The following is a 13,729-nucleotide window of genomic DNA, read 5'->3' on the forward strand; positions in this document are numbered from 1 at the left end:
CATTTGTGCGTCAGTCAAAGACATTTCTTCAAAATGTATCTTGTGGTAAAGTACTAAAGGCGAACCTTACTGCCTTTTCCATCCCGTTTCCCAACTTTCAGGCGATTTAAGTGAACCTCTTTCTCCTTGTATTGAATCACAGGTTCCTCCCCTAAAAGGTAAACCGCTTCAAGTTCCTCACCCGGAGATAATTTAATTCCGCGGACACCTCTTGCGCTCTTCTTCATTTCAGAAATTTCTTCCGTACGGAACCTTAAGAAGACTCCTGCCGATGTCTGAAGCACAACATCCGTCTGCCCTTCCAAAAGCTGTATACTGATAACAGAATCCTCCTCCTGAAGCTTGGTGGCTGCTACTGTCCGGTTATTGGTTTCAAATTCTTCTCCCGGCACCAGCTTTATTAATGCCTGCTTTGTCGCAAACAGGAATTTCCGTCCCTTTAATCCTCCCGCATGACCTAAATAAATGATTTTTTCCTTTGTCCCATCGAACTTGCTTAAATTATCAATAGGAGTCCCTTTGTCCCGGAGCTTTCCTCCCGGAATATCAAGTACCTTCACCTGATGCAAATTTCCGGTGTCGGTAAAAATGCAGATCTTGTCCGTATTGAAACAGTTTACCACATATATGTTCTCTGTTTCAATGGTTTCTTTGTTCCTGTCATAGGTATTCTTATCCAGTACTTTGCAGTATCCAAACTTGTCCATAACAAAAGTCACTTCTGAGATACTTACGGCAGATTCATCATAAACCGCTTCCTTGCCGTCTTCGATCAAGGTTCTTCTTGGTGTGGCATATTCCGTCTTTATGTATTCCAGATCCTGTTTGATTACTTCATCCATATTTTTTCTGCTGGAAAGAATCTTTTCGTATAGAGAGATCTTTTCCAGAGTCTCCTTGAATTCCTTCTGCAGCTGTAGGATCTCCAGCCCGATCAGCTTATAAAGCCGCATTTCCAGAATCGCACTTGCCTGCTTTTCCGTAAAATTCAGCTTTTTGGCATCCTCTTCAAACCCGCTGACACGGAATTTAATATTAGTAACATCTCCGGTCATCAGACAGTTTTTTGCATCTTTTAAATTCTTAGAGCCTCTTAAAACTGCAATGATTAAGTCGATTATATCGCAGGCTTTGATAAGACCTTCCTTGATCTCTCTCTTTTCCAGCTCTTTATCTAACAGCGCCTGATACTTTCTTGTCGCATTCTTATATTGAAAGTCCAGATAATTTTTCAGTATTCCCTTTAAATTGAGAGTCTCCGGGCGACCGTTTACGATGGCAAGCATATTGACCCCGTAGGTGTCTTCAAGTTTTGTTTTCTTATAAAGTATATTGCGGATTTTCTCTACATCCGCATCCTTGCGCAGTTCCAGTACGATCCGTATTCCGTCTTTGTTGGACTGGTTGGAGATATCTACCACATCAGTAAGTTTTTTGCTTTCCACCAGGTCGGCAACGTCCACCAGAAACTTGTTGATTCCGGCCCCGATCATGGTATAAGGTATCTCTGTGATCACCAGCTTATCCTTATCCGCCTTACGCTTTCCAAGCTCCACTTCAATTTTGCCCCGAAGTTTGATCTTTCCCATACCGGTTTCGTAAATCGAAGGCAAATCACTTTTATTTGCTATAATACCTCCGGTCGGAAAATCCGGTCCCGGCAGATATTCCATCAATTCCGCAACCGTAATATCGGAATTATCAATGTAAGCCATGACTGCATCAATGACTTCCCCCAGGTTGTGTGCAGGAATACTGGTGCTCATACCAACTGCAATTCCTTCGGCTCCGTTAATTAAAAGATTTGGAACTCTGACCGGAAGTACCTCCGGCTCTTTTTCCGTCTCGTCATAATTCGGGATAAAGTCTACCGTCTTGTCTAAGTCCTTTAAATAGACTTCTTCCGCAAATTTCTCCAGTCTCGCTTCCGTATAACGCATGGCCGCTGCACCGTCACCCTCGATGGAACCGAAGTTTCCGTGACCATTGACCAGAGGCATCCCCTTTTTGAATACCTGGGACATGACTACCAGAGTCTCATAAATTGAACTGTCACCGTGGGGGTGGTATTTACCCATGGTATCACCGACGATACGCGCCGACTTTCTGTGGGGCTTATCGTGGTTTAAATGAAGCTCACTCATATCATATAATACACGCCGCTGGACCGGCTTTAATCCATCTCTCGCATCCGGGATTGCTCTGGCTGTAATAACACTCATGGAATAATTCATGTAGCTCTTTTGCATTTCCTCGGAATATTCTGTTCTAATGATTTTTTCTGCCATGCTCCTTCTCCTTATGCATCAATCTCAGCTTCATCCGCGTGCTCATAGATAAATTGCCGCCTGGGGAGTACATCGTTTCCCATAAGCATCTCTGTAATCTCGGAAGCCATTCTTGCATCCTCGATCTCAACCAGCTTAAGCACACGGCGTTCCGGGTCAAGAGTGGTTTCCCACAGCTGCTCTGCATCCATTTCACCAAGACCTTTGTATCGCTGCAAGGTGAAATCCCCGGTATGGGTGCGGCGGTAACGTTCCAGCTCTTTTTCATCGTAAAGATACTGCTCCTCGCCCCGCTTGGGGATGACTTTAAACAGAGGCGGCATGGCTATATATACATGTCCATCGTATATAAGCTCCGGCATGAACCGGTATAAAAAGGTCAGCAGCAAGGTGTCAATATGACTTCCATCCACATCGGCATCTGTCATCAATATGATCTTGTTATAGCGCAGCTTAGTAATGTCAAAATCATTGCCGTATCCTTCCGAAAAACCGCATCCAAACGTATTGATCATGGTTTTGATCTCTGCATTTGCCAACACTTTATCCATGGAAGCCTTTTCCACATTTAATATCTTACCGCGGATGGGAAGGATCGCCTGATACTTTCTGTTACGGGCGGTTTTTGCCGAGCCTCCTGCGGAATCTCCCTCTACGATAAAGATCTCACACTTTTCTGCATCACGGCTTTCACAGTTGGCCAGTTTTCCGTTGGTGTCAAAGGAAAATTTGGGTCTGGACAGCAAATTGGTCTTTGCTTTTTCTTCTGCTTTCCGGATTTTAGCTGATTTCTCCGCACAGCTGATGACCGCTTTTAAAACTTCCAGATTCCGGTCAAAATACCGCTGAAGCTCATCTCCCACCACAGTAAAAACAGCCTTTGTTGCATCTGCGCTTGCCAGTTTGGTCTTTGTCTGTCCTTCAAAGATTGGGTCCGAATGCTTGACCGCTACAACAGCTGTCATTCCGTTTCTCGTATCTGCACCGGTAAAATTAGTATCCTTTTCTTTTAATATCCCAAGCTCTCTTGCATAACTGTTGATCATCTGAGTAAAACGGGTCTTAAAGCCTGCAAGATGGGTCCCGCCTTCCTGCGTAAAAATGTTATTGCAAAATCCAAGAATATTCTCCTCAAAGGTATCTACAAACTGGAGTGCAACCTCCACCTCCACCTTATCGACCGTTCCTTTAAAATAAACAGGGTCATGAACCGCTTCTTTTCCTACGTTTAATTCTCTTACATAAGCAACAATTCCGTCCGGTTCATGATAAACGACGGTTTCCTGCTCTCCCTGTCTTTTATTTACATAGGTGATCCGCAGCTCTGGATTCAAATATGCAGTTTCATGAAGCCGGCTTTTGAGCCAATCCGCTTTAAAACGTATTTTTTCAAAAATCTCAACATCAGGAAGAAAATTTATTTCTGTACCGGTCTCTTTTGTCTTTCCCAACGTAGGAAGCAGGCCATCCACCAGTTCCACCGTTGGTATGCCCCGCTCATATGCGTCATAATGAATCAGACCGTTCTTATGTACTTTGATTTTCATGTGGGCAGACAACGCATTCACAACGGAAGAACCAACTCCGTGAAGACCTCCGCTGGTTTTGTAGGCATCGTTGTCAAATTTGCCGCCTGCGTGAAGCGTTGATAAAACCACACGCTCTGCTGAAACGCCTTTTTTATGCATCTCTACCGGTATTCCACGGCCAGAGTCCTTAACCGTACAGGAACCATCGGCCTCCAGCGTCACCCATATCTGATTACAGTAACCAGCCAGATGCTCGTCCACCGCATTATCTACTATTTCGTAAATTAAATGATTTAATCCCTTTGTCCCTACACTGCCTATGTACATTCCAGGACGTTTTCGTACAGCCTCAAGGCCTTCCAATACGGTAATACTATCCGCATTATACTGCGTTTTTGCCATGATACTCCTCCACATCTTGTATAATCAGCTTTCATTATACAATGATTTTTCCATTTTTGGCAAGTTACTAGTAATTTTTTCCACTTTTAATAAATAACTATTGATTATTTCTGATGACCTGTGTTATAATAAAAAACGCAATTTAAACAATTAAGCAGATATAGTTCATTGGTAGAATATCAGCTTCCCAAGCTGAGGAGGCGGGTTCGATTCCCGTTATCTGCTCTAAACCTTTTATTTACAAGGAAAAAGAGGACTTCCGATTTAATTTGGAAAGTCCTTTTTTGCTTTGACACCATTTTGACACCACTTCTATTTTTTATAGTATATTTTCAATCTTTTTCATTTCCTCTGCTTTCGTATCCGGCAATACATGAGAATATAAATCGGCGGTCATTGCAAGACTGCTGTGCCCCAGGATTACCTGAGGCCCCTTGTGGCAAATGTATGGCATAAGACATGTGGAGTTATGGGCTCAAATTCTATGACATCTTTGAAAATTAAAACGTATACCTTTCACCCATACTTGATATGTATAATGGTGAAATCATAAGCTACAGTATCAGTACCCGCCCGATACTTGATCAGGTAATGGAAATGCTGGACAAAGCATTTGAAAAGATACCAGATTCTACAGATCTAATTTTCCACTCAGATCAGGGCTGGCAATACCAACATAAACGGTATCAAAACCGCCTAAAGAATAAAGGAATCCGCCAAAGCATGTCTCGAAAAGGGAATTGTCTGGATAATTCAGTTATGGAAAATTTTTTCGGGTTGTTAAAATCAGAACTGCTATACTTAAGAGAATTCAGCTCAATGGAAGAGTTTCATATTGAATTGGAAGAATATATTGATTATTATAATAACAGAAGGATTAAGAGCAAACTAAAAGGACTGAGTCCTGTACAATATAGGCTTCAATCCTCATTAGCTGTTTAATTTAATTTTTGTCTAACTTTTTGGGGTCAGATCAAAAGTATACAAGGGTGGTTTTTCTATGCCTGCAGTCAGTACCTACTGCGCCAACCGCATTGGCATTTCTCACTACCCTTAATATCTGTACTATAGTTCTCCCTTGTTTCAACACATTTTCCTGAACTCAAAAATTCTCTGTTTGGGCAAAATTATTCCTATATGTTACATAGCCGTACCTATTTCTTATTCAATACAAGTCCTTTGAAATTTTACATAATATCCAGATATACCTTTTGAGAAGGCGATGGAAAGACCAGAAGCACCTGGAAAATGCTGCACCCATGGCAGACCCAATCTCAGTCAGAATAGGAACCCTTTAGTCTCGTATTTAGGGAAGCTTCTTCCCTTTAAAGAACCGGTCCATCTATTGAGCTACTAACCGCTACGGCTCCTTTAACACATCTGCCTCATAGCCTTATGCAGCCTCTCCAGGCTCTCCGGTGTGTGCTCCACATAGGGCGAATCTATCAGATAATCCTCAAGGACCTTTAAATTCTTCACGTTCTCTTCTATACCCAGTTCTCTAAGCGTCAGCGGCATATCCATCCTGCGCATTAACGCTTTCAGCCGGTCTTTCTCATGGCTGAGCTGATTGTAATAAAGCTGGGAAAAAAGTCCCACAGCCACAATCTCCCCGTGAAGCGCAGCAGAAGCCTCTTTTGTAAAATAAGTCCGCACCCCATCGTACATCATATGCCCCAGTGCTGACTGGCTGAAGCTCTTTGTGATATTGGCAATCACGCCTGTTACCGCAATATTGATAAAGGTCACATCCTCCACCGTCTTTGTCAGCTTTCCGTTACGGATATCCTCTATTGCCTGCAGTCCATACTTTTCCAGCACTTCATAGGTATATTCCGCCATCTTAAATGCTGTAAACAAATCGAACTTATTTTCCTCGAGCCGCATAACCGGTTTCCCGTTCTGAATTTCAATTCGCTTTGCCATTGCATCTAAAATCCCCGCGGCCGCATATCGAATCGGGCACTTTGCGATAACCTCCATATCCACCAGCACCGCATCTATCTCATGCTCAAATCGCCAACAGTTTTTCTTCGCCCCCTCCGGCGTGTACATAACGCTCATAGTGGTAAATGCTGCACAGGTGGAAATCGAGGTAGGGATATTCACTGTTCCCAGATGCGCCGTCTCCGCAACAGCCTTGGAAAAATCCATAATTTTCCCACCACCAATGCCGACTACCTCATCACACCCTGCCTCCAGGCATTTTTTCGCATGTACTTTTGCTGCCTCATAGCTGCAGGCACCCTCGTAAATCTCCAGCATATAATCCAGCCCCGCCCGTTCAAATCCAGGCAACAGGCGTTCTTTCACCGCGGCAAATGCTCTGGAGCCCGCAATCACATATGCTTTTTTTCCAAACCTGCGTATTTCCTCCCCACACACCTCTAAAATTTCCTTGTCCTGGCGGTAGCGCCCCGCGCCAAACTTAATTGCACTGTCTAAAATGATTTTCTCCATACTGTTGCTCCTTTCCACTAACACACTGCCGTGCGGAGAAACAAACGGCTTCGTGTGACATCTTATTTACCCAGCAAATCCAGACACAAAACCTCAATTGCAGTAACCACATGGACATCTGTGCGCAAATCAAAGATCTGGTTTCCACGCACATCTTCTTCCCCTCTGGAATTCACATATTTCTTTACTTTCAGAAGCGTGCTCTTGTACTCATCAACCTGTGCGCCCTCCACAATCGGTATGCATTTCTTTAGGACTTTTGTGATTTTTCACCTCCCGGGACTTTCCCGACGCCAGTCTATCCGTTATCCGCATATAGGACAACCACATTTCTTATAAAGTACGGGGTATGTGCACCGCTCAAAGTCAACTCCATACAATCAGCGCCTGCCACAGGTTATACCTCCACCTTTGTGATATCTGATGACACAACTAAATTCTCCTTTCAATTTCATGGCATATTTTATATTTCTCTTGCCATTTTCTTGAATTTATTGTATAAAACATCTATAAGTAAGTAAAATTATTTGTCATTAGTTATTGACTAAGTAAAACTTATTTCACAATATCTTTCCGGGAGGATATTTCATGGATTTAAGACAGATAGAATATATCATTCAGATTGCAGACGAATGCTGCATTACGAAAGCTGCAGAAAAAATGTTTATTTCCCAGTCAGGAATGAATCAGCAGCTCCTGAAAATGGAGACAGAGCTTGGCACACCACTGTTCCACCGGTGCAAGAACCCCCTGCGCTTAACGGAGGCCGGCAAGGTGTATGTGGATTATGGACGGCAGATTTTACATTTTTAAAAAAGAGACTTACGATATTCTAAACGACATTGCGGACAGTAAAGCGGGCAGTCTTTCCATCGGGCTCACACCGGAACGCGGTATCAAAATGCTTACAAGCGTTTATCCTGATTTTCACAATCGATTACCCAAAATCGTCATAGAGCCTCAGGAAATTGGCGTACACAGGCAGCAATCTTTGATTTCCAAAGGATATTTAGATTTGGGCTTTGTCACGCTTAGCTATGATGATAAGACCGGAGACGAATATATACATATTTATTACGAAGATATTCTTCTTGCAGTTCCGCGCCGCCATCCGCTTGCAAAGAATGCAAACCCGCCGGATGCACCATTTGCAGTTGCTGATTTAAGGGATTTCAAAGATGAATACTTTGTTCTGATGTTTAAGAGTTCTACGATGTGTTCCATCATCGCCCCGCTGTTTGAAGAATCCGGTTTTATGCCTAAGCTACTTTTTGAAGCAAAAAGTAACTGGACCATGTGCAATATGGTAAAGAACAATATGGCATGCTCCCTCCTCACATTCAACTATGCACAGGAACAGAAAGAAGTGGCATACTTCTACCTGCCTCAGCGCCCTCGCTGGGAGCTCTGCGCCCCCTACAAAAAAGCTCATTATTTGACCAAGGCAATGCGCACGTTCATTGCACTTGCAATTGACCACTACCGAAATACCGCTTTGGAAATTGGGCAGCCAATCCTCTAGCTTTATCCTCAGTCATTTTATTCATGAGAATTAAATAGACCAAAACATAGAAACAGTATAGCTTTATGGTTAAAATACGCAAACCACGACTTTTCTTCCGCTATTTCATGCAAGGCTTCGATAAGGGGAATAATTTCAAGTAATTCACAGCAATGAGTAAAGTTAGTATCCGAATGCATATGAGAAATATAACATTATTAATGAAAGCACTGGAACAATACGAAATCATAAAACGTCTGTCTGAGGAACATATTTCCAAGGGCTATGCCGCCATCAAGATTGGCTGTACCAAACGGCTCATCAACCGTCTCTTAAATATACCGAAGAAGAAAAGGCTGACTTTGATCATGGCAATACCGTACGCAAAACCCCTTTATTCCCTTTCCAATCAGCAAAAGGCTAATATCGTTAGTATTTATAATAATAAGTACGTTCTATATATTCATGAGGAATAAGTATACCACGTAATAGATCGAGTGGGGCGTAATCACGTGTAGTATGTTAAGACATTATCATAAATCAGACATAGAATTTAAGTTTTCCAGAAATGAAAAAGTAAATTCCGCTCTTTTAACCCATACTGAAATTTAGTATTGCACAAGTGGAATCTAATCTTTCATATAAAAAAAGCTATCCATTTCTGGCTTGAACAGCCTGTACCGAAAGCCAGATTACCTGTCAAGGGCTTGCCATTAGGGGCTTTGCCCCCTTGACAGATATATCTGGTCTTACGGTATCATTTCACGCAGACAGAAAGAATATGATACATGACAGTGGAATTTACTTTTTCAAGTCAGCGAATTTAAGTTTTTTTCATGAAAGGGTTGATTTTTCATAAATTAGTTGTTATAATATCAAAGGTTTGGCTGTCATGCCAAAAAAACCGGATTGCTTCCGTAGCGCAGTTGGTAGCGCAACGCATTCGTAATGCGTGGGTCGGGGGTTCGAGTCCCCCCGGGAGCTTATTAAAAACCTCGTATTTACGGGGTTTTTCTTATTTTAAAACAAACTTTTTTGCTCATTCCCAGGCAATTACTTCCCCCCTCTCCCATATACCACTTATCTGCAGTCCTATAATTGGATTTCATAAAAAAAGGGAGTTGAATTTGAATTTTCAACTTCCTTATAATATACAAATCTAAACCAAAAACTTTAATACCAATGATAATAATACAATTACAGCCCCGATAATTGTAACCGTTCTGTAAATCTTCACAGAATCCAAATCATCTCTTTCCTTTCTCCAATAAAAGATTCCTGCTCCCAGCATTCCTGCTCCTGCAAGAATAAACAGTATAAATAGCACCCACTCTTTCATTTTTTCCTCCTGCTCTATGATAAAAATAAACCTTTCCCATTGAAGCATAACTATATATCATTGCACTGATTTACATGGTGACACATATAAAATTCATTTATGTACCATTAGCCGCAACATATATTTATACCTATGGGGGTATAGGTGTATTATACCCATACAGGTATAAGTTGTCAATATTTTACCATAATTTTTAATGATTCGTTCAGGCACTCTTTGATTTGGTTATCCGTTTTTATGGAATGAAATAGAAACCATTTTCATTTTTCAGTTATTTGACTCTGATTGATTCGATGTTGTATTGCAGCAAGCAGTATTCCATTGCATAAACCGGACTTTTTCATTTTCGACGGCTTTCATTTCTATCCCTTTTATAGAATCAAGGCTTTTTTGCTAAGTACAGGGCAATCGTATCATTAAGTACAATTTTATTTCCCGCGTTTACAACCGCTTGATAAATCCCATGATAAAAACTTGATTTATATGGCTCCTTTAACGTAATATGTTCCACCTGCGTGCCCGCCAGATAATCCACATACTCTTTGGCGGTATATACCCGTGTTGTTTTCCATTCACGGTAACTGTAATCAGTAAAACCGTAATTGACAACATTGCCGTAGTCCAGTTTGCATGTATATTTTGTATCAACATGAAAGTGTTCGTCATATACCTTCTGTATTTCTTCAAATAATGCAAGGTTCGATGTCTTTTCATCTGTATATGTCATAAACATCGCCAATGTCCCACCACTTTTAAGAAGATCATATACCTTTGGAAAACAGATGGCTTCCGGTATCCATTGGATCGTAGCCGCAGAAAAAACCAAATCAAATCTCTGAGTCCCAAAGTCATAAATTTCAAAATCACCGTTTACAATATGAAAATTATTATATGAGCCAAATTTATTTTTCGTAAATTCCACAAAATTTTCACCCAGCTCGATTGCCAGATAATTGCAGCCGGTTTTTAAAAACGGTTCCGTAGCCTGCCCCGTTCCGGGACCAATTTCAAGTGCCGATTTCATCCGGTCAATTTTTGTATAATCAATCAAAAACTCAAAAAGTTCCTTGCAGTAGCGTGGCCTCCATTGATCAAACGCTTCTGGAATTGCATCAAATGTCTTTCTAAAATCCATTAGTACCTCCATAAAAAAAGAATTATTATTTGTATAAAAAATATAATACATTACTATAAGAATACGACAAATACTATGAACTATCAATATTTTGTTTCCATGGGAAGGAAAATGTGAAAAATCAAGTATGTCTCACACTTTATATTTTCATTACCTATTGACAAGTTGAAACACATACTGTATTATTGTATTAAATCACTAATACAATAATATAAAAGGAGGCTGCATCATGAACTGGAAATTGACAGAAGACCGACCAATCTGGATACAACTCGTCGACCAACTCACCATGCTTATCGTATCCGGCTTATATGCGTCCGGAGCAGCTATACCAGCAGTGCGAACACTAGCCGCCGAGGCGGGCGTCAACCCCAATACCATGCAGCGAGCGCTGGCTGAACTGGAAAACAGAGGACTTGTGGAAACCCACCGCACAACAGGCCGTATCGTCACAGAAGATCTGGCACTGATACAAAGTGTTCGTAAAGATTTTGCATATCAGCGCATGAGTGAATTTTTTGCATCTATGCATGCTCTTGGCTACACAGATGAACAAACACGTGAGCTGCTCGCAGCTTGGGAAAATAAGGAGGAAACAGAATGAATCAGGAACTAATTAACGTGCAGGGGCTGACCAAGACCTATGGAACAAAGCCGGCACTGGATCATATGGATTTAACCGTTGGCCGAGGCCGCATTGTCGGTCTTCTGGGGCCTAATGGATCTGGTAAAACTACATTTATCAAACTTCTCTGCGGGCTTTTGCACCCAACCTCAGGAACCCTGCTAATAGACGGACATTCTCCGGGTGTAGAAACAAAAGCAATTATCTCTTATCTTCCCGATCGTATGTATTTTGCCGACTGGATGAAAGCCTCTGACTTAACCGATTTTTTTGCTGATTTTTATTCAGATTTCGATCGTCAAAAGGCCCTGGAGATGTTCTCCGCTTTAAGCATCGGGAAAAATGAACGAATGAAAACCATGTCAAAAGGTACAAAGGAAAAGGTTCAGCTGGCCTTAATTATGAGCCGCAAAGCACAGCTTTATTTGCTGGACGAACCAATTGGAGGAGTGGATCCGGCCGCCAGAGACTTCATCCTGAACACGATTTTGACTAATTATAATGAAAATGGCACTGTTATGCTGTCGACGCACCTGATTTCCGATATTGAACGGATATTGGACGAAGCTATTTTCCTGCAGAACGGCAAGGTTGTACGTCACGATACCGTAGACAATATACGCGAACAGGAAGGCAAATCCGTAGATCAGCTTTTTCGCGAAATATTTTCATATACCAGCTAACAGAAGGGGGCTAATAAAATGTTTTACAAACTTTGTAAATACGAATTCAAATCCATTATACGGACCCTGGGTCCCATATATCTGGCCGTAATTGCCATATCCATTGTCAACATGTTCATGGGTGTAGGTTCTATGACAAACGGTTACTACGATACCTTGCTCAATAACTTCAACTTTGGCAAAAGTCTGCTGAATCTGGTTCAGATGGTCTCCATCTTTGCTTATTTCGGCGTAATGGTTGCACTGAGCGTACTGACCCTGATCGTAATTATTCAGCGGTTTTATAAAGGACTTCTTTGCGACGAAGGATATCTGATGTTCACTCTTCCGGTTAAACCTTGGATGCTCATTACTGCAAAAGGTATTACTGCATTTGTGATGTCACTGGCCAGCGGTCTGACAGCAGCAATCTCCATTATGTTATTAATACTCGGTGCCGCCGGCCCTGGGGAATTCATAAACGCGATCACTTCTCCCCAGTTATGGATGGGGATTAACCGTGTATTCTCAGAAGTTCCCTCATGGCCTCTGATCGCATTTGAATTGCTTGTTTTTGCTATTCTCAGCGGTCTTTCGCAGCTTTACCATCTATACTTCGCCATGGCTATCGGTCATCTGGCTAACCAGCACCGGATCATGCTGTCTGCAGTGGCTTATATTGTGACCTCTATATTTTTCAGTTTCTTAAGCGGTTTTATTATGATCCTGTTCGGCAATGGTCCCTTCGTCGACTCATTGAGCAGTATGATTAATTCAATGCCAAATACACAGGCAGTAACATTTGTCATGAATATGACTTTTCTGGCATCTATTTGCTACAGCCTCATAAAGCTTGTAATATTCTTCTTCAGTACAGAACGGATCTTGTCTAAGCATCTCAATCTGGAGTAAAGAAAACACCTTTTACACGAATGAAAGCACAGTTTGACAACAAATGATAAAAAGGCATCTTTAGACAATAGGAACCGACTGTCTAAAGATGCCTTTATCTTTTTATTTTTTACCACCTTTATTTCTATCCACTATAATTTCTTTGGTTTTCTCCCGCTGACACTGACCGGAATATTTACTACCCGCTGAATGGGCTTCCATATTGCATAAGCAATCGAAAAATCAATCATGCTGTGAATTACAGTTCCCACTCCTACTAAGAGAATAACAGAAAACAGATATCCCTTGTCATAATATGCACTGGACATCTCATTCCCCCAGTAGAACAGGGTAACAACTGTCACCTCGCTGACAGAATGAATGACAGCCATCAGAAAACTGAACAGCACAGTTCCTTTTCCGGTGCTCAGCAAATTGGGATTTCTTTTAAGCATAAAAGAACCAATGACAACAAATACAATATGGGACAGCGCTCTAAGTACCACGGCAATGGGGAAAATACCTGCCAATAAAAACCCCATAGCAGAAATAAGGGCAACAGATATTGCAATATAAGGCGACAGAAACATTGCTATAAATATAGGCACATGACTAGCCAAGGTGTAGGAAGCAGGTTCCAGTATAAATTTCGGTGCAAACATTGGTATGAGTATGCCAATTGCCGAAAGTGCTGCTGCGATTGTCATTTTTTGTATTGGATTTTTACTGTTCATTTGATCTCCTCTCAATGAGAAATTAGAAACGCATTTGCATATTCATATGAATTGTCAAGTGTCTTGTCATATATGATTGTTTTTATTATATAGAACATAACAGGCATTGTCAAGAGAATATATAACAACTGCTTCCTCAAAGTCCCCTTTAACCCTGTTTATT

Annotated in this window: 12 protein-coding genes, 2 tRNA genes and 2 pseudogenes; 9 read left to right on the forward strand and 7 right to left on the reverse strand. The window is 41.5% G+C overall.

Annotated elements, in window-relative coordinates; all coding sequences use genetic code 11:
- Positions 1 to 53: 53 nt before the first annotated feature.
- Together ACLTWA_RS02060 and ACLTWA_RS02065 are read right to left on the reverse strand one after the other, a co-directional pair.
- Positions 54 to 2,288: a DNA topoisomerase (ATP-hydrolyzing) subunit A gene (locus ACLTWA_RS02060; RefSeq protein WP_412325886.1), complete on the reverse strand. Its 2,235-nt coding sequence runs from the start codon at positions 2,286 to 2,288 to the stop codon at positions 54 to 56.
- 11 nt (positions 2,289 to 2,299) lie between these two features.
- Positions 2,300 to 4,219, reverse strand: a complete 1,920-nt coding sequence (locus ACLTWA_RS02065; protein WP_412325887.1) for a DNA gyrase/topoisomerase IV subunit B — start codon at positions 4,217 to 4,219, stop codon at positions 2,300 to 2,302.
- Between the two features lie 154 nt (positions 4,220 to 4,373).
- On the opposite strand from ACLTWA_RS02065, the gene ACLTWA_RS02070 reads away from it, so the two are divergent.
- Together ACLTWA_RS02070 and ACLTWA_RS02075 are read left to right on the forward strand one after the other, a co-directional pair.
- Positions 4,374 to 4,444, forward strand: a tRNA-Gly gene (locus ACLTWA_RS02070).
- 282 nt (positions 4,445 to 4,726) lie between these two features.
- Positions 4,727 to 5,161: pseudogene (locus ACLTWA_RS02075) on the forward strand (IS3 family transposase); the annotation flags it as partial.
- 429 nt (positions 5,162 to 5,590) lie between these two features.
- Here ACLTWA_RS02075 and ACLTWA_RS02080 read toward each other — a convergent pair.
- Both ACLTWA_RS02080 and gudD read right to left on the reverse strand, forming a co-directional pair.
- On the reverse strand, positions 5,591 to 6,679 hold the full coding sequence (locus ACLTWA_RS02080) for an iron-containing alcohol dehydrogenase family protein (RefSeq protein WP_412325888.1): 1,089 nt from the start codon (positions 6,677 to 6,679) through the stop codon (positions 5,591 to 5,593).
- 65 nt (positions 6,680 to 6,744) lie between these two features.
- Positions 6,745 to 7,055 (reverse strand): annotated as a pseudogene (gene gudD, locus ACLTWA_RS02085) (glucarate dehydratase); the annotation flags it as partial.
- 212 nt (positions 7,056 to 7,267) lie between these two features.
- Between gudD and ACLTWA_RS02090 the strand changes: the two are divergent.
- The 4 genes from ACLTWA_RS02090 to ACLTWA_RS02105 all read left to right on the forward strand — a co-directional run bounded on the left by ACLTWA_RS02090 (position 7,268) and on the right by ACLTWA_RS02105 (position 9,164).
- Positions 7,268 to 7,492, forward strand: a complete 225-nt coding sequence (locus ACLTWA_RS02090) for a LysR family transcriptional regulator (RefSeq protein ID WP_412325889.1) — start codon at positions 7,268 to 7,270, stop codon at positions 7,490 to 7,492.
- Entirely contained in the window at positions 7,467 to 8,201 is a 735-nt protein-coding gene (locus tag ACLTWA_RS02095; RefSeq protein WP_412325890.1) for a LysR family transcriptional regulator substrate-binding protein, read from the forward strand. The genes ACLTWA_RS02090 and ACLTWA_RS02095 overlap by 26 nt, the downstream gene beginning before the upstream one ends.
- A 152-nt stretch (positions 8,202 to 8,353) precedes the next feature.
- The gene (locus tag ACLTWA_RS02100; RefSeq protein WP_412325891.1) at positions 8,354 to 8,656 is read left to right on the forward strand and encodes a hypothetical protein; all 303 of its coding nucleotides are present in this window, start codon (positions 8,354 to 8,356) and stop codon (positions 8,654 to 8,656) included.
- A gap of 435 nt (positions 8,657 to 9,091) precedes the next feature.
- Positions 9,092 to 9,164 (forward strand) — tRNA-Thr (locus tag ACLTWA_RS02105).
- A gap of 175 nt (positions 9,165 to 9,339) precedes the next feature.
- On the opposite strand, the gene ACLTWA_RS02110 is transcribed toward ACLTWA_RS02105, so the two are convergent.
- Both ACLTWA_RS02110 and ACLTWA_RS02115 read right to left on the reverse strand, forming a co-directional pair.
- On the reverse strand, positions 9,340 to 9,519 hold the full coding sequence (locus tag ACLTWA_RS02110; RefSeq protein WP_412325892.1) for a hypothetical protein: 180 nt from the start codon (positions 9,517 to 9,519) through the stop codon (positions 9,340 to 9,342).
- A gap of 379 nt (positions 9,520 to 9,898) precedes the next feature.
- Positions 9,899 to 10,654 carry a class I SAM-dependent methyltransferase gene (locus ACLTWA_RS02115; RefSeq protein WP_412325893.1) on the reverse strand — a complete coding sequence of 252 codons (756 nt, stop codon included), beginning with the start codon at positions 10,652 to 10,654 and terminating at the stop codon, positions 9,899 to 9,901.
- Positions 10,655 to 10,883: 229 nt separating this feature from the next.
- Between ACLTWA_RS02115 and ACLTWA_RS02120 the strand changes: the two genes are divergently transcribed.
- Genes ACLTWA_RS02120 through ACLTWA_RS02130 form a run of 3 tightly spaced genes read left to right on the forward strand, consistent with a single transcriptional unit; the run spans position 10,884 to position 12,853 of the window.
- Positions 10,884 to 11,258, forward strand: a complete 375-nt coding sequence (locus ACLTWA_RS02120; protein ID WP_412325894.1) for a GntR family transcriptional regulator — start codon at positions 10,884 to 10,886, stop codon at positions 11,256 to 11,258.
- Positions 11,255 to 11,962, forward strand: coding sequence for an ABC transporter ATP-binding protein (locus ACLTWA_RS02125; RefSeq protein WP_412325895.1), 708 nt, complete (start codon positions 11,255 to 11,257; stop codon positions 11,960 to 11,962). Before ACLTWA_RS02120 ends, ACLTWA_RS02125 begins: the two co-directional genes overlap by 4 nt.
- 18 nt (positions 11,963 to 11,980) lie before the next feature.
- Positions 11,981 to 12,853, forward strand: a complete 873-nt coding sequence (locus tag ACLTWA_RS02130; protein WP_412325896.1) for a hypothetical protein — start codon at positions 11,981 to 11,983, stop codon at positions 12,851 to 12,853.
- A gap of 131 nt (positions 12,854 to 12,984) precedes the next feature.
- Here ACLTWA_RS02130 and ACLTWA_RS02135 read toward each other — a convergent pair whose 3' ends face one another.
- A complete protein-coding gene (locus tag ACLTWA_RS02135; protein WP_412325897.1) occupies positions 12,985 to 13,566 on the reverse strand; it encodes a hypothetical protein in 582 nt (193 codons plus the stop codon).
- Between the last annotated feature and the right edge of the window lie 163 nt (positions 13,567 to 13,729).

The sequence above is a fragment of the Lacrimispora sp. genome, assembly GCF_046972725.1.
In the GTDB taxonomy this organism is placed as follows: domain Bacteria; phylum Bacillota; class Clostridia; order Lachnospirales; family Lachnospiraceae; genus Lacrimispora.